The organism is Nocardia sp. NPDC005745, assembly GCF_040630775.1.
Lineage (GTDB): Bacteria > Actinomycetota > Actinomycetes > Mycobacteriales > Mycobacteriaceae > Nocardia.
In genome coordinates this window covers 1-15,522 of record NZ_JBEXYF010000023.1, presented here as the reverse complement: position 1 = coordinate 15,522, position 15,522 = coordinate 1, and the positions used below count along the sequence as shown (strand labels likewise).

Annotated in this window: 14 protein-coding genes and 1 pseudogene; 8 read left to right on the top strand and 7 right to left on the bottom strand. The window is 68.4% G+C overall.

The window, feature by feature from the left end; all coding sequences use genetic code 11:
• Window positions 1-42: 42 nt before the first annotated feature.
• Window positions 43-1,500 (bottom strand): lipase maturation factor family protein, encoded by a 1,458-nt coding sequence (locus tag ABZ420_RS23475; RefSeq protein ID WP_357126374.1) that lies wholly within the window; start codon window positions 1,498-1,500, stop codon window positions 43-45.
• A gap of 193 nt (window positions 1,501-1,693) precedes the next feature.
• On the opposite strand from ABZ420_RS23475, the gene ABZ420_RS23470 reads away from it, so the two are divergent.
• Window positions 1,694-2,029: an MmcQ/YjbR family DNA-binding protein gene (locus tag ABZ420_RS23470; RefSeq protein ID WP_357126371.1), complete on the top strand. Its 336-nt coding sequence runs from the start codon at window positions 1,694-1,696 to the stop codon at window positions 2,027-2,029.
• A gap of 19 nt (window positions 2,030-2,048) precedes the next feature.
• On the opposite strand, the gene ABZ420_RS23465 is transcribed toward ABZ420_RS23470, so the two are convergent.
• On the bottom strand, window positions 2,049-3,512 hold the full coding sequence (locus ABZ420_RS23465; RefSeq protein WP_357126368.1) for a hypothetical protein: 1,464 nt from the start codon (window positions 3,510-3,512) through the stop codon (window positions 2,049-2,051).
• Between the two features lie 969 nt (window positions 3,513-4,481).
• Here ABZ420_RS23465 and ABZ420_RS23460 point away from each other — a divergent pair.
• Window positions 4,482-5,240, top strand: coding sequence for a serine/threonine protein phosphatase (locus ABZ420_RS23460; protein ID WP_357126365.1), 759 nt, complete (start codon window positions 4,482-4,484; stop codon window positions 5,238-5,240).
• Window positions 5,241-5,342: 102 nt separating this feature from the next.
• Entirely contained in the window at window positions 5,343-5,825 is a 483-nt protein-coding gene (locus tag ABZ420_RS23455) for an adenosine-specific kinase (RefSeq protein ID WP_357126362.1), read from the top strand.
• Window positions 5,826-5,936: 111 nt separating this feature from the next.
• Here the strand turns inward: ABZ420_RS23455 and ABZ420_RS23450 are convergent, their stop codons facing one another.
• The gene (locus ABZ420_RS23450; RefSeq protein WP_357126359.1) at window positions 5,937-6,812 is read right to left on the bottom strand and encodes an LLM class F420-dependent oxidoreductase; all 876 of its coding nucleotides are present in this window, start codon (window positions 6,810-6,812) and stop codon (window positions 5,937-5,939) included.
• Window positions 6,813-6,903: 91 nt separating this feature from the next.
• Window positions 6,904-7,266 (bottom strand): metalloregulator ArsR/SmtB family transcription factor, encoded by a 363-nt coding sequence (locus tag ABZ420_RS23445; protein ID WP_040866835.1) that lies wholly within the window; start codon window positions 7,264-7,266, stop codon window positions 6,904-6,906.
• Between the two features lie 93 nt (window positions 7,267-7,359).
• Between ABZ420_RS23445 and ABZ420_RS23440 the strand changes: the two genes are divergently transcribed.
• Window positions 7,360-9,351: a heavy metal translocating P-type ATPase gene (locus tag ABZ420_RS23440; RefSeq protein ID WP_357126355.1), complete on the top strand. Its 1,992-nt coding sequence runs from the start codon at window positions 7,360-7,362 to the stop codon at window positions 9,349-9,351.
• Here the strand turns inward: ABZ420_RS23440 and gndA are convergent.
• Both gndA and ABZ420_RS23430 read right to left on the bottom strand, forming a co-directional pair.
• Complete coding sequence (gene gndA / locus ABZ420_RS23435) at window positions 9,348-10,793, bottom strand: NADP-dependent phosphogluconate dehydrogenase (RefSeq protein WP_357126352.1); 1,446 nt, start codon at window positions 10,791-10,793, stop codon at window positions 9,348-9,350. The two genes, ABZ420_RS23440 and gndA, sit on opposite strands and share 4 nt — an antisense overlap.
• Window positions 10,794-10,981: 188 nt before the next feature.
• A complete protein-coding gene (locus tag ABZ420_RS23430) occupies window positions 10,982-11,890 on the bottom strand; it encodes an alpha/beta hydrolase (protein ID WP_357126349.1) in 909 nt (302 codons plus the stop codon).
• Window positions 11,891-11,942: 52 nt separating this feature from the next.
• Here ABZ420_RS23430 and ABZ420_RS23425 point away from each other — a divergent pair.
• Window positions 11,943-12,125: pseudogene (locus ABZ420_RS23425) on the top strand (helix-turn-helix domain-containing protein); the annotation flags it as partial.
• Window positions 12,126-12,168: 43 nt separating this feature from the next.
• Entirely contained in the window at window positions 12,169-12,582 is a 414-nt protein-coding gene (locus tag ABZ420_RS23420) for a hypothetical protein (RefSeq protein WP_357126346.1), read from the top strand.
• Here the strand turns inward: ABZ420_RS23420 and ABZ420_RS23415 are convergent.
• Complete coding sequence (locus ABZ420_RS23415; RefSeq protein ID WP_357126343.1) at window positions 12,577-13,098, bottom strand: MarR family transcriptional regulator; 522 nt, start codon at window positions 13,096-13,098, stop codon at window positions 12,577-12,579. The genes ABZ420_RS23420 and ABZ420_RS23415 overlap by 6 nt on opposite strands.
• 217 nt (window positions 13,099-13,315) lie before the next feature.
• Here ABZ420_RS23415 and ABZ420_RS23410 point away from each other — a divergent pair, with 217 nt between their 5' ends.
• Window positions 13,316-14,545 (top strand): TetR/AcrR family transcriptional regulator, encoded by a 1,230-nt coding sequence (locus ABZ420_RS23410; RefSeq protein WP_357126340.1) that lies wholly within the window; start codon window positions 13,316-13,318, stop codon window positions 14,543-14,545.
• Window positions 14,546-14,761: 216 nt separating this feature from the next.
• A partial coding sequence (locus tag ABZ420_RS23405) for an acyl-CoA dehydrogenase family protein (protein WP_357126337.1) occupies window positions 14,762-15,522 on the top strand: 761 nt, incomplete at its 3' end.

Genomic DNA, 15,522 nt, shown 5'->3' with positions numbered 1-15,522 from the left:
CGACCTCCGGCGCAAGCCGTTGCCGGCCACAGGTTCTCGAGTTCAGTGACGGCCGGGGTGGCTGTGGTAGTGCAGGTCGTCCAAGGCAAGAGGCGGAACGTAGCGGCTGACCAGGGTGCGGTGCCACCACGCTCGGGTGCGAGCCAATTCGCGCGGTGTTGTGAAGCGATACAGATACAGTTGCGCCCGCACGAAACGCGGCGCGGCATCCGGGAATGGATTGTGCCGCAGCAGGCGCAGCGTGGCCGGGTCGTTCTCCAGCAGCCGCGCCAGGAAGGCGGCCAGCCACGACTGCGCGTACCGTGGCGAGGTCGCGGCGAACCACATGAGCCAATCCAGGCGCAGATGGTAAGGGGCCCATTGGCGTGGCAGCCGCCGCGGATCGCCGGGTTTGCCCCTGAACTCGTATTCCTTCCACTGCGTCCGATCGGTGACGGTCGACTCCTCGGTGCCTTCGACGACCACCTCGTAGCGGGTGCGACCGATGCTGCCGAACGCTCCGTAGGTGTTGACCAAGTGATAGGGGTCGAACGATCGGTTCATGGCCTGGTGACTGGAGATCAGGTTGCGCGCCGGGCGGTAGCTCAGGAAGACCACCAGCGCGGTGAACGCGATGACCAGGCCCACGAACCACGGCGGAGGCCCGGGCAAGGGCGGCGCGGCGGGCACCGGTAGCACTGCCGCCACCGCGGACCCGCTGACGGCGCCGCATGCGAGGACGATCGTCAGCCAGTTCAGCCAGGCGAAATTGCCCGACACCACCAACCACAACTGGGTGATCACGATGACGGCCGCGGCTACGCTCGCCACCGGCTGTGGTGCGAACAGGCCGAAGGGCACCACGAGCTGCGCCACGTGATTGCCCACCACCTCGGCCCGGTGCAGCGGCTTGGGCAGGTGGTGGAAGAACCAGCTCAGCGGTCCGGGCATCGGCTGGGTCTCGTGGTGGTAGTACAGGCAGGTCAGATCGCGCCAGCACCGGTCACCGCGCAGTTTGATCAGTCCGGCGCCGAACTCCACCCGGAACAGCAGCCAGCGGGCGAGCAGGAGCACCGGCACCGGCGGCGCGGTGCGGTCGTTGCCGAGGAAGATCACCAGGAACCCGCATTCCAGCAGCAGTGACTCCCAGCCGAACGCATACCATTCCTGCCCCACGTTGACGATCGACAGGTAGAGCACCCACAACGTCGCCCACAGCAGCATCGCCGCCCACAGCGGCACCAGGTCGGCCGCACCGGCGACCAGCGCCGCGGACAGCGCCGCACCGAACCAGGAGACGGCGGCGAAGAAACGATCGGAATAGTGGACGTGGAAGATGCTCGGCGCCCGCCGGAAGGACCGCCGGGCCAGCAAGCGCGGCACCGGAAGCATGCCGTGCTCACCGATCAGCGCCCGGAACTGCCGTGCGGCGACCAGGAAGGCGATCAGATAGACGGCCGCGACGCCGCGCGTCAGCATCTGCCTGCTCAACCAGTATTCGGATGCGGTGAACCAGTCCATGCCCGCTCCTCCGACCGCGGACCTTCACCCCCACACCGCCGCATACCCAGCCCGGCAGCGGGAAAACCCGGCACCACATCGGCCGTCGCGTTGGCACCACGCCCTATTGATCCGACCGGCCCCGCACCGGCGATCTCGTCGGGGGGCGGACCACGCACGGGGAGTTCCATTCCGGCCTGGAAGGATTCGGTGCATGAGTTTCACCGGGGACGATGTCCGGTCCTTCGCGCTGTCGCTACCGGAGACAGCCGAACAGTTCGCCTGGGGGATGCCGACCTTCCGGGTCGCGGGCAAGTTGTTTCTCACCCTTCCGGAGGCGGAGACCTCGATGGCGGTCCGCTGCCCCATCGCCGACCGTGACGAACTCGTCGTCGCCGAACCGGGCAAATTCTGGATCGCCGCGCACGAAGCGAACAACGCCTGGGTCCGCGCGCGTCTGACCGCCCTCGACGACCTGGCCGAACTGGAAGCCATCGTGCTCGACTCGTGGCGGCAGGCCGCACCCCGGCATCTCCTCGACGCCGGGTGACCTGCTCGCGCCACCCTCCTCAGCGTGCGCGGCGGCGGCGCGGCCGGGGCGCGAGTTTCAGGCCGAACAGCAGATCGGTATTGCGGACCGGCGCCGGTTGTTCGGACATCCGGAGGAGTCCGGCTTGGCGGATCCAGCTGTGGTGCCAGTGGTACAGGTCCGGAAGGCTCACCTCGCATGCCGCGGCGAGCCTGCGAAGGCGGAAGCCCGCTCCGCCGATGGCCCCGGTGAACAGTTTGCTGTTCGGGGTGGGTCGCGATTCCTGGTAGACGCGGGCGTCGTAGAGCAAGGTGCGCGCAGGCGGCGGTATCACCCACACGTACAGGTCCGGTGCGTGGGTGTAGCCGATCGGGCCGTTGAAGATCAGCGCGTCGGCGGTCAGCGCGACACAGGGAATGGCGTTGAGTTCCATCGCGGTGGCGCCGGTGAAGAGTGCGGTGACGAGCGCCGCTGCGTCCACCGGATCGGCGGTTCGGGCGCGGACACGGGCGATGACATCCTGGTCGATCGGGACCGTGGTCAGCCCGGGCCCGACCGAGTAGGCCAGATCCGGCGGCAGATCCAGCCGCAAACCGTGCAGCAGGAACGCGGCCTGGGCGCCTCGCAGGCGCGTGATGGTGTGCCCGCGACTGGGACTGTCGGCCACCAGGCTGCCGAGGAACCGGTACAGGCTGAGGATGTCGTTCCACTCGTCCACCACACCGGCGCCGGGACCCGGCTGGAAGCGATTCGGCGAGCTGAGTCGAGGTTGCAGCACCGAGAGCATGTATTCGGCCAGACCGGCCCCGCGGGGACCCAGCCAGCTCCCGACGCCGTTCTGGTTCAGGTCGTGACGGCACTGCCTGCCGGTGTGTTCGGCGAGCCACCGACAGGTCGTCTGGATCCCATCGGTGTAGACGGCGTCGATGCGCGCGAACTCCTGCGGCGGCAGGCTTCGGTAGGCATCGGCCAGGAAGGTGGTGACATCGCCGTCGGAGATCTGCGGCAGCAGTCCGCCTCCGGCCGCTTCCGACAGCGTGATGATGCGCGACGGCCGGTGGCTGACCTGCCCATACCCCACCTGCCGGGTCGGCGGCTCGAAGCCATCGATGCGCGTGGTGGGCGGGTCGGGGACACCGATGCGCGTCGTCGCCGCTTCTGGGGCATCGGTCTGCGTGGCCGCTTCCCCAGGGACATCGGTCTGCGTGGCCGCTGCCTCGACGGCATCGATCTGCGTGGTCGCTGCCTCGGGGGGATCGATCCGCGTAGTCGGTGCGTCGGGAACATCGACGCGCGGGGACGCGGTCTCGGGGACATCGATGCGCCTGGTGGGCGCGCTGGCGGCGCGGCGGTCCGCCAGCCACCGCCGCAGGTCCTCCTCCGGCACACCCAGCCGCTGCGAGGTCGATCGCATCCGTTCGGCAGAAAGTTCGTTGTGTTCGTCGAGCTGGGCCAATCTTTCCAGCTCGGACGGACGCAGCGTGGGCACGCTTGCGTCGACCACAGCCACAACCTCCTGGATTTATGGACCCACGGCGCAACACGGCGGGTTCGAGACGTCAGTTGCAGAGCATTCGATCACGTACCCGCCGGTAGGGCGGGGAATTCAACGGAGTTTCGTCTGTTGTCTACGTCACCGACAAGTCCACGATCTACCGAAATCTCGCGCACCGAATGCGTTTTGCCTAGTCAAGATGTCTGTCGCCGCGAGCGACGGAAAGACGTGGCCGATGCCGACACCGGAAATTTCGGCGCCCGTGTCTACGGTGCTGGACACCGCCGATTCGGCACACCGAACATTGCCGACGAGCCGGGCTCACCGTGCGGAGCGCGCGCCGCCCCGGCGCATGCCAGGACCGCCGAGCCGACACCCGACCACCGCGCCGCCCATCTCTCCTCGCCGAGCAGGAGCGGTCCGCTGCCCGGACACGATCCGTGCGCACGCGACCGCGACAGGCGAGGCGAGCGCTGCCTCAGCGCCGGGCGGTGGCGGACATGTCCTGTCCCGGAAGCCACGCTGGGCCGTAGCGAGTCGACGGCTCCGAGTTTGCGGCCGTCGCGGTATCGGGCGCACTGTTCGCTCTCGGCCTGCCGAAACGGACGAAAGGAATCGGCCTCGGTTCGTTACACGCTGCGTAGGTCCCTACCGCACTGACGAGAAGGTGAATACACCGAGCAGCCGACAGTAAGCCGATTGATTGCCGGAATACGGAAGCAATGTTGCGAAATGGAGAGTTCGGCACGGAAACAATGATCGATAATGCGCCGCTGGATCCACCCACGGTCGGCATCGGTGGAATACGAGACGCAAAGCACACCGATGCTTGCCGGACTCGGACGCCGGCCGTGACCGGATCGAGAGCGAATTCTCAGTGTCCCCACAACGAACTCTCGACAAGCCCAAATACGGGTGCGGTCTCCTAGAAGGGTGCTGGTCGGCAGCACTCGAGCCCAGCCAGGAGGAGACCAGTTCATGTACACCGGCACTACTGCAAGCCTGCCGCGGATCGAGATGCCCTGGCTGGGCGCGGCGATGGGCGCCTCGGCCAGTCGGCGTGCGTCACGGTCGATCAACGCCGACGCGGTCGCGATCGAGACCGATGCGATGAGCGGAGCGACAGCGTTCGTGGTCGCCGACGGTGTGGGAGACCATCTCCTCGGCGCCCGGGCGGCACGCACGGTTGCCGCGGCGGCGGCACATGCGGGCGCACGGGACGGGGCGCGAGCGGGAATCCTCGCGGCGCAAGAAGAATTGCTGCGGGAAGTCCCGGAACCCTCCGCCGACAGCGTGCTCGTGGTGGCGGTATTGCCGACCGCCGGGCGACCCGACGGACCCTGCGAGGTGGCATGGGTCGGCGACTGCCGGGCGTATCGCTGGAACGGGCGGGTGCTGCACCAGATCACCACCGACCACACCGTGGCCGAGTCCTACCGAGCCCGCGGGCTGGCGGTCACCCCGCGGATGAGCCATCTGGTCACCACCTCGGCCCGCACCGTCCGACCGGACGAGATCGGATATGCCGCCACCGGATCGAGCACGGGCAGACTGCTGCTGAGCACCGACGGAGTGCACAAGCCACTCGGCATCGCCGCCGTCAAGGCCATTCTCGCGGACGGCGACGCGGCCCACACGATCGCGAACTCCCTGGTCGATGCCGCCCTCTTGGCCGGAGGAAGGGACAACGCCACCGCGTTGGTGGTGGACCTCCCTGCCCGCACCGCCGACGGCTAGCTCCTGCGACCGGCTCGGGAGTTACCGCGGGCTATCCGCGACGCGTACGACAGAAATGTCGAAATGCTATGAATCGACATCGGTGGGGCGCAGTATGTCGCTGTGGAGTTGACAGCCGTACGCATCGACAAACCGGACGAACTCAACGTCATCATCGGACAGTCCCACTTCATCAAAACCGTGGAAGACCTGCACGAAGCGCTGGTCGGGGTAAGTCAGCACCTGCGCTTCGGGCTTGCGTTCTGCGAGGCCTCCGGCCCGCGCCTGGTCCGCCGCTCCGGCAACGACGACTCGCTCGTCGAACTCGCCACCAAGAACGCGGTCGACATCGGGGCCGGGCACTCGTTCATCGTCTTTCTGCGCGAGGGTTATCCCGTCAACGTGCTCAATGCCGTGCGGCAGGTCCCTGAGGTCTGCGGAATCTTCTGCGCCACAGCCAATCCCGTCGAGGTTCTGATCGCCGAGACGGAACTCGGCAGAGGAATCGTCGGCGTGATCGATGGCTCGGCGCCGCTCGGCGTGGAGAATGCCGACGACCAGGCAGCCCGTAGGCAGCTGTTGCGCCAGATCGGCTACAAACTGTAGCCCACGGTCGGCGACCTTCCAGGCCGCCGACCGTGACACGTTCATCCCCGGGTCCGCGATCCCCCACCGCGACACCTCATTCGCAGCGCCTTGGCGTTCCGCCGCCGCGCCTCAGCCGAGTTCAGCCAGTTGCGCCACGGCGGGCGCCATGCCGTCGATCCAAGCCGCCGGCGAGCCGGTGGTCGGAGTGACGATGGCGGTCTCGATGCCGAGTTTCGCGTAGTCGGCCATCTGCCGGACGAAATCGTCGCGGTTCTCCGGGTTCGGCCGCGGATTGTTGGCGATGATCGTCTTGCGGATCTCGTCATAGTCGCGGCCGACGTCGTCGCAATGCCGTCGCAGCACATCGAGTTTGTGCTCGACGTCCGCGGGCGAGGAGCCGAACAGGTTGCAGGCGTCACCGTATTGCGCGACCAAGCGCAGCGTCTTGCGCTCACCCCCGCCGCCGATGAGCACCTTCGGCCGGTTGATGGGCTGCGGCGAGCACAGCGTCTCGGCCAGCTGGTAGTACTTCCCGTCGAACGCCCCATTGTCCTGCGGGTCCCACATCTGGCGGCAGATGCGCAACGTCTCTTCCAGCCGCTCGAAGCGTTCGGCGGTCGAGGGAAACGCCACGCCGAGTCCACGGTGTTCGCGCTCGAACCAGGCGGCGCCGATGCCGAGGACCGCCCGGCCACCCGACAGGACGTCGAGCGTGGTGACGATCTTGGCGAGCAGCCCGGGGTGGCGATAGGTCACGCCGGTGACGAGGAGGCCGAGGTCGACGCGCGACGTGTGCGCGGCCAGATAGCCGAGGGTGGTGTAGCCCTCCAGCATGTTCGCCTCCGCGGGCAGGCCCGTCGGCTCGATCTGGAAGTAGTGGTCCATGAACGACAACCAGGTCGCCCCGGATGCCTCCGCGGCCGCGCCGACCCGCGCCAGCTCACCGGCGATAGCGGTCGTACCACCGTCGATATCGAAGACGGGTACGTGAAAACCGAGCTCCATGAAGCGTCCCTTCTGCTGGTCAACCGTGTACGAGCGCACACTAGATGCTGGAGTGCGCTCCAGGTCAAGCAAGCGGATCGGGGCAGAGCGGTCAGCCGGCGGTTTCGGGGCGGTCGGACAATCCGAGGCGCAGATGTTCGCTGTGGTAGATCGCCTCGTCCAGCAGCTGGGCGACGTGGTTGTCGTAGAGGCTGTAGACAATGCTGCGGCCGGTGCGCGCACCCGTGACCAGCCCCAGATTGCGCAGCAGGCGAAGCTGGTGGGAAACGGCGGACTGTTCCATGCCGATTGCGTCGGCCAGCGCGCTCACCGACAGTGGCCCCTGGCGCAGCTGCGTGAGGATCATCAGGCGGCTCGGGGTGGCCAGCGCCTGCAATGTGGTCGCCACATGGTTGGCCGATTCCGGATCCAGGCGCGCGGCAGGGCGATCCCTGCCTTCGACACCGTGTCCCATGAGTGAACAGCATACTCTAGGAACAAATGAAGACATGTTCATATTTTCCGATATGGTCGGGCGGTCTGTTCGTTGCCGTCCTGGAGGTGACCCGTGGCCGCGCCGACCCTCGCGCCGACCCGTCCGACTTCGCCGACCGGTCGTGTGCCCACGCACCGGACCCGCCTGTTCGCCCTGCCGGAAGTGCGGTGGGCCGCAGTGGCTGTCGCGTTCTTCCTCGCCGGTCTGGCGACGCAGCTGGCCGATGGACCGCGAGGGGTGTGGTGGGGTTTGTACCTGGCCTGTTACGCCGCGGGCGGATGGGAACCGGGATGGGCCGGGCTGCGGGCATTACGCGACAAGACGCTCGACGTCGATTTGCTCATGGTCGCCGCGGCGATCGGCGCGGCGGCCATCGGCCAGATCACCGACGGCGCGTTGCTGATCGTCATCTTCGCCACCTCGGGCGCCCTGGAAGCGCTGGCCACCGCCCGGACCGAGGACTCGGTGCGCGGACTACTCGACCTCACACCGCAGACCGCGACCCGGCTCGCCGATGGCGGAGAGGAGCAGACAGTGCACGCCGCCGACCTGCGCGTCGGTGATCTTCTCGTGGTGCGTCCCGGTGAGCGGATCGCCGCCGACGCGACGGTGCTCTCCGGCGGCAGCGAGGTCGATCAGGCCACCATCACCGGCGAACCGCTGCCGGTAAACAAAGCCGCGGGCGACGAGGTGTTCGCCGGCACTCTCAACGGCACCGGAGTGCTGCGGATCCGGGTGGATCGCCGCGCGGAGGACTCCGTGGTGGCGCGGATCGCGGCCTTGGTCGAGCAAGCGGCCCGAACCAAGGCGCGCGCACAGCTTTTCATCGAGAAGGTGGAGCAGCGCTACTCGATCGGCATGGTTCTGGTCACCCTCGCCGTGTTCGTCATTCCGCTGCTGTTCGGCGACACCCTGCGGCGGGCGCTGCTGCGGGCGATGACGTTCATGATCGTCGCCTCCCCCTGCGCGGTGGTGCTGGCCACCATGCCGCCCCTGCTGGCGGCCATCGCCAACGCCGGGCGCCATGGCGTCCTGGTCAAATCCGCGGTGGTCATGGAAAGGCTCGGCGCCACCACGCACGTCGCCTTCGACAAGACCGGCACGCTGACCCGCGGCATTCCCGAGCTAGCCGAAATCCGCTGCCTGGACGAACGATTCACCGACGACGAGTTGCTCCGACTGGCCGCCGCGGCCGAGCACCCGAGCGAGCACCCCTTGGCGGCGGCGATCGTGCGCGCGGCTCGTGCCCGGGGTCTGCGACTGCCCGAGGTCACCGCGTTCACCGCGAACCCCGGTCGCGGCGTCACCGCTCGTGTCGGCGACCACCTCATCGGCGTCGGCTCCCCCACCGCGTCGGAACTCGCCCCCGGCCTGCGAACGACCGTCGAAGCGCTCCAGGCGAGCGGCTGCACCGCCGTGGTCGTGACCTGCGAGCGCCGGGCGATCGGGGTATTCGCCCTGACCGACCGGCCGCGGCCGGAAGCGGCGGCGGCGGTCCGGGCGACCACCGAGATCACCGGCACCGCACCGGTATTGCTGACCGGCGACAACGCCGCCACCGCCGACCGGCTCGCCGCCCGGGTCGGCATCACCGACGTACGAGCCGAACTCCTGCCCGACGACAAGGTGACCGCGGTGCGCCGGCTCCAAGCCGACGGGCGGAAGGTGACGGTGGTCGGCGACGGCATCAACGATGCCCCGGCCCTCGCCGCGGCCGCGGTCGGCATCGCCATGGGCGGGGCCGGATCCGATCTGACCTTGCAGACCGCGGACGCCGTCGTCGTGCGCGACGATCTGACGACGATCCCGGCGGTGATCGCGTTGTCCCGGCAGGCGCGGCGGGTGGTGGTCGCCAACCTGGCCATCGCCGCCACCTTCATCGGCGTGCTGGTCGTCTGGGACCTCGCCGCAACCCTGCCGCTCCCGCTCGGCGTCGCCGGGCACGAGGGCTCCACCGTCATCGTCGGGCTCAACGGATTACGCCTGCTGCGCCGGACGGCGTGGGAACGAGCTGCCGGGACACCGGATCGACACCGGCCCCGGCATGCGACGCCGACCGGCTAGTCGGCCCGAACCTCGCTGCGGTCCTCGCTCCAGAGCGTGTGGAATTTGCCTTCGGCGTCGACACGTTCGTAGGTGTGCGCGCCGAAGAAGTCCCGCTGTCCCTGCGTGAGCGCGGCCGGGAGGCGCTCGGCACGCAGGGCGTCGTAGTAGGACAGCGACGACGCGAACGCGGGCACCGGAATGCCGAGCAGGGTGGCGGTGGCCACGACGCGGCGCCAGCTGTCGATGGCGGTCTCGATCGCCGCGCGGAAGTACGGCGCGAGGATCAAGCTCGGCAGCGCCGGGTTCTCGTCGTAGGCTTCCTTGATCCGGTTCAGGAAACGGGCGCGGATGATGCAGCCGCCGCGCCAGATCGTCGCGAGGTCGCCGGGGCGCAGACCCCAGTCGTATTCCGCACTGCCCGCGGCGATCTGGTCGAAGCCCTGGGCGTAGGCGACCACCTTCGAGGCGTAGAGCGCCTGCCGGATGTCCTCGGTGAATTGCTCGACGTCGGTGGGCTTTTCGGACAACCGGCCGGAGGCGAGACCCTGCGCGGCCTTGCGCTGCGCACGGGAGCCCGACAGTGCCCGGGCGAATACCGCTTCGGCGATCCCGGTCACCGGCACACCGAGGTCGAGCGCGGACTTCACCGTCCAGCGTCCGGTGCCCTTCTGCTCCGCCGCGTCGACGATCACGTCGACCAGCGGCTTGCCGGTCTTCGCGTCGACCTGATTCAGGACCTCGGCGGTGATCTCGACGAGATAGCTCTCCAGATCACCCGAGTTCCATTGGGTGAACACATCGGCGATCTGCTTCGCGTCGAAGCCGAGCGCGTCGCGGAACAGGTGGTAGGCCTCGCCGATCAGCTGCATGTCGGCGTACTCGATGCCGTTGTGCACCATCTTGACGAAATGCCCTGAGCCGTCGGGACCGATATGGGTGCAGCAGGGCGTACCGTCGACCTTCGCCGCGATGGATTCCAACAGCGGCCCCAGCGAGTCGTAGGACTCCTTGGGCCCGCCCGGCATGATCGCGGGGCCGTTGAGCGCGCCCTCCTCGCCACCGGAGATACCGGCGCCGACGAAGTTCAGCCCGCGCTCGCGCATCGCGGCTTCCCGCCGAATGGTGTCGGTGTAGAGGGCGTTTCCGCCATCGATGATGATGTCGCCCGGCTCCATCGCGGCCGCCAGTTCCTCGATGACGGCGTCGGTCGGGGCGCCTGCCTTGACCATGATCAGCACCCGGCGCGGCTTCTCCAGCGCGGCGACGAACTCCTCGATCGTCTCGGTCCGCACGAAGTCGCCGTCGTCGCCGTGCGCCTCCAGCAGTGCGTCGGTCTTGGCGACGGTGCGGTTGTGCAGCGCGACGGTGTAGCCGTTCCTGGCGAAGTTCCGTGCGATGTTGCTACCCATGACCGCCAGACCGGTGACCCCGATCTGTGCACGCGCTGTGGAGGTCGGCATCAATCAGCTCTCTTCGTTCGACAGGCGGCGCGTCCGCGCGAAACTGTTCGGCGGCTGCATCGTGGCGTCCGTTCCACGACGCTTCAGACCTTACTTACCCGCCCCGCCGCAGCGGGCACGGAGGGCAGCGTGAGCCGCTCGTCGCGGTCACCTGCCCGGCCTGCGGCGTGACTTCACCCACCGGCCGATCAGGGGCCACAGGTGAGCTCGTCGCGGATCTCGGCGAACGCGTCCGCCAACTGGTGGATGCCCGGCGTCTCGACGGGGTAATGCCCCGCCGCGTCCAGCACGACCAGGCGCTTGGGTGCGGCGATCCGATCGAAGAACGCCTGGCTCAGGGAAAGCGGTGTCCATCGATCGGCGCCGGGATGAACCAGCCACACCGGGCAGGCGGTGAATTCCTCCGGTTCGAGAACGGGAACGGATCGCAGATATGTCCGCAGGAAGCCCAGCGGTATCCAGGTGCCACCGCCGCGGGGATCGGTCGAGACCATCCGGGTCAGCTCGGGGTCGTTCGCTATCGCGGACATGTTCGCGAGCAACCGCATCGGGACTCGCAAGTTGTCGGCCACGGGAACCAGCAACCGTGTCCCGTGCCGGCCCAGCCACCGGTGCCGGGCGATCGCCGCGCGAACCCGCGGCAGCCGTGGGTCGAGCAGACAGGTGGCCGCGAGCGCGTCGACCATGCCGGTGCGCGCCGCCGCCGCGTACGCCAGCATGCCGCCCATGCTCGCTCCGGCCAGCACCAGCGGCCGCGGGTCCTCCGCCCGGACCGCCCGGACCAGATCCACGACGCAGTCCACCCAGTCCTGATAACGGATTCCGCGCGACGACGGGACTCGGGTCCGGCCGTAGCCGGGCAGGTCGGGTACCCGCACGTCGAACCCCCGCGCCGCCGCGAGCGCCGCGAACGGCCACATCGCCGCGGCGTGACCACCGGCGCCGTGCAGCACGATCATCCGCACCTTCGCCTCCGGCCGGGGGATGCGCTCGATGTGCACCAGGTGGTCGCGCCACGACCAGAGACCGGATTCCGGTCGGAGATCGGCGTCCCGACGTAGGTCGGCGGGAAGAAATGCGAGGTAGGAGGCGTGCATGCGCTAATAATTCGAGCAATCCTCGGTTTTGCCAACTCGATTTCAGGACACCATGTCGATACCCCGGAAAACCCCGCGCCAGCAGCGGTCGGAGTTCACCTTCGACGCGATCCTGGACGCCGCTGCTCGACTTTTCCAACAGCACGGCTACGCCGCGACGACGACCAACAAGATCGCCGAACTCGCCGGCGTCTCGATCGGCACCCTCTATCACTACATTCCCGACAAGGACGCACTTCTCTACGCGCTCGCCGAGCGCCACCCTGCGCCAGGCGTCGGTGGCCTTGCTCGAGGCAGCCGCGCGACTGCGGGCCGAGCAACCACCGCTGGAGGAAACCATCCGACAGCTGGTCGTCGCCGTGACCCGGTTGCACACCGGTCAACCGGAGATGCACCGGCTGCTCTTCGATCAGGCGCCGCGCACACCCGAAGGCGCCGCACGCCTCTGGCAACTCGAAGAGGCCCTCGCAGGCGAAGTGGAATTCCACCTGCGCCGTCTCGACGTCGGCGGTACCGACCCGGCGTTGACCGCCATGTTGCTCGTTCAGGCGGTGGAGGCGCAGATCCACGGCGCGGTCCTCGATCCACCGGCCGGCCGAACCGCGGACGAGTGCGGCCGAGTCATCGTCGACCTGTGGATCCGAGCGCTCAGTCCGCCGGCCGCCTCCGCGCGCCCGGCGGCCGGGTCATAGGGGGTAGTCCGCGCGAGACGACTCGTCGTCGAGGCCGGGACCGCCGCCGATCAACGCCTCCGGGCCGCGATCACCGTAGGCGATGCGCTCGAGCAGATCCAGGATCTCGCCGACCTTGTGCAGCTCGCCGGTCCGCAGGCTCTCGGACAACGCCTGTGCCAGAGCGTCGTTGGCGGACGCCTGGTGTCCGCACACCCACGCCCGGCCCTCGTCGGTGAGGGTCAGATTCACCCGGCGCCCGTCGTCCGGATCGCGCACACCGACGATCAGGCCCTGATCGCGCAGCCCGTCGACCACATTGCGCATCGTCTGCGGCCTCAGCATCTCCAGCCGCGCCAGGTCGACCGCGGCCAAGGCGCCGTATCGGTGCAGACGTCCCAGCACCGCCCACTGCGTCGCCGACAGCCGCCGTTCATCGGGATCCCTCCGGGCGCGCCGCAGAATCACGGTCGACGCGATGCGCAGGCGGGCCGCCATGCTCGACAGTGCTGTGGCGTCCGCGGTGTCAGCGCTCACGGGCGGGCTCCCTCTGCTTACCTGATCGATAACGATCCACGGGCTGGTGATAGCTGCGGGAAGCCTACTCGACAGTAGAACCTCTACGTCGCCTATGACGAAATCGTCATACACGCGGGTGGCCGCGCCGGATCTCCCGCGGCGTACCGGCGAACGGATCGCGCCCGGAGGCGGCCCGGCACCGCCGCGGACCCTTCGATACGCGACACTGACCGCGATGGGCACACAGGCGAGCGGCGCACAGCCACGGCGGAGACCACCTCATCGGCGCGAGATGATCCTGCACGCCGCGGTCGACGCCTTCACGCACGGCGGCTATTACGGCACCACGATGGCCGACATCGCCGCGGCGGTCGGCATCTCGGCGACGGCGTTGTATCGGCACTTCCGCAACAAGCAGCAGCTTTTGGGCCAGTGCCTGCTGGTCGGGCTCGACGACACCTCGAGCCGGCTGGACGCCGCGTATCGCACCGACGATTCCGGTGACGCCGTGCTCGCCGAACTGGTCCGGGTGGCCCTGGAACTGCGCGGCCTGCCGCGGTTGTGGCAATTGGAGTTCCGCAACCTGACCGCCGCCGACAAGACCGCCGTGCTGGTCCGCGCCTCGCGGATCACCCGCCATCTGCGGCACACCATCGGCATGCGCCGACCGGAGCTCAGCGGCGCGGATATCGAACTGCTGAGCTGGTGCGTGCTCTCGATCGCGGTCAGTCCCTCCTATCACCGCGCCGAGCTACCCGCCCCGGTTGCCGCACAGGTGCTCGACGCCGCCGTCGCGGCGGTGATCGCCACCGAGATGCCCGAGCGCCCGGCCGGCCTCGCCCCGAACCGGCCACCACGCGCCGAGACCGGCAACACCGCGCTGGATCGAGCGCTGCGGTCGGAGCGGATGCTTGCCGAGGCGGCGCGATTGTTCAGCACCCGCGGGTATGCCGCGGTGGGCATCGAAGACATCGGCGCGGCCGTCGGGGTCACCGGCCCCGCTTTGTATCACCACTTTTCGAGCAAGGCGGAGTTGCTGGACCAAATCGTCCGGCGCCAGGACGAGTGGCTTCGGCTGCTGCTCGCCCGGGCGATCGCCGAGGGCCGCAGCGCCGAGGAATCCATGCGCTCACTCATGCGAAGCTTCGCGCAACTGGGCGTGGACGAGCCCGACCTGCTGGCGATCACCGTCAGCGAGACCCGGCATCTTCCGGGAGAGGCGGTGCAGCGCTACCGGAGGGTGCGCTTGGACGGCATCGCCCAGTGGGCCCGCATGCTGCAGGCCGTGCGGCCGGACCTGCCCGCTCCGGCCGCGCGGGTGCTGAGCCGAGCCGTCACCACCGTCGTCATCGATGCCGTCCGCAACCCGCGCTTCCGGCGCAGGGCCGATCTCGTCGATGTTCTCGTCGCCATCGGAGAGCGGATCGAAACGGCCGGAATCCCCGGCCGCGTTTCCGCACCGTGATTTATGCCACTTAGTCGTCATTAACTTAGCTTCACCAATTGCGCGCTAGCAGCGGATAGAACACTGTCGGACATACGACCATCTACTTAGTAGTCATTAACATGAGATTGCTTTCGGGTCATCGGTACCGCACAGTGTGCCGTGGGTGATCGCCGCTGTGCGCGCCCGCCGAATCCCTTGCCGGTACACCGGCCGTTTCGCGAAAGGCACTGGCCCGTGAGCCATTACAAGAGCAACGTGCGCGACCTCGAGTTCAATCTGTTCGAGGTGTACGGACTCGACGACATCCTCCGGACCGGAGCATTCGGCGACCTGCATGGCGACACCGTGCGGTCGATGCTGGCGGAGGCCGCGCGCTTGGCCGAAGGACCGGTCGCCGAGCCGTATGCCGACACCGACCGCAACCCGCCGGTATTCGATCCGGCCACCCACTCGGTCAGCCTGCCGGAGTCGCTCAAGAAGGCGGTGCGCGCCTGGTACGACGCGGAATGGTGGCGCGTCGGCAAGGCCGAGGGCGTCGGGGGCGTGCCCGCCCCTTCGATGGTCAGCTGGGCGATCACCGAATTCGTCCTCGGGGCGCAGCCCGCCGCTTACATGTACCTGACCGGACCGACGATGGCCCACATCACTTATGGCATCGGCACCGAGCAGCAGCGGCGCTGGGCCCGGTTCATGACCGAACACAACTGGGGCGCCACGATGGTGCTCACCGAGCCCGACGCCGGTTCCGACGTCGGCGCGGGCCGGACCAAGGCGATCGAGCAAGAGGACGGCTCCTGGCACATCGAGGGCGTCAAGCGGTTCATCACCTCCGCCGACTCCGACGACCTGTTCGGAAACATCATGCACCTGGTGCTGGCCCGCCCCGAGGGCGGCGGACCTGGCACCAAGGGCCTGTCGCTGTTCTTCGTGCCGAAGTTCCACTTCGACCACGAGACCGGCGAGCTGGGCGAGCGCAACGGCGTCTTCGTCACCAA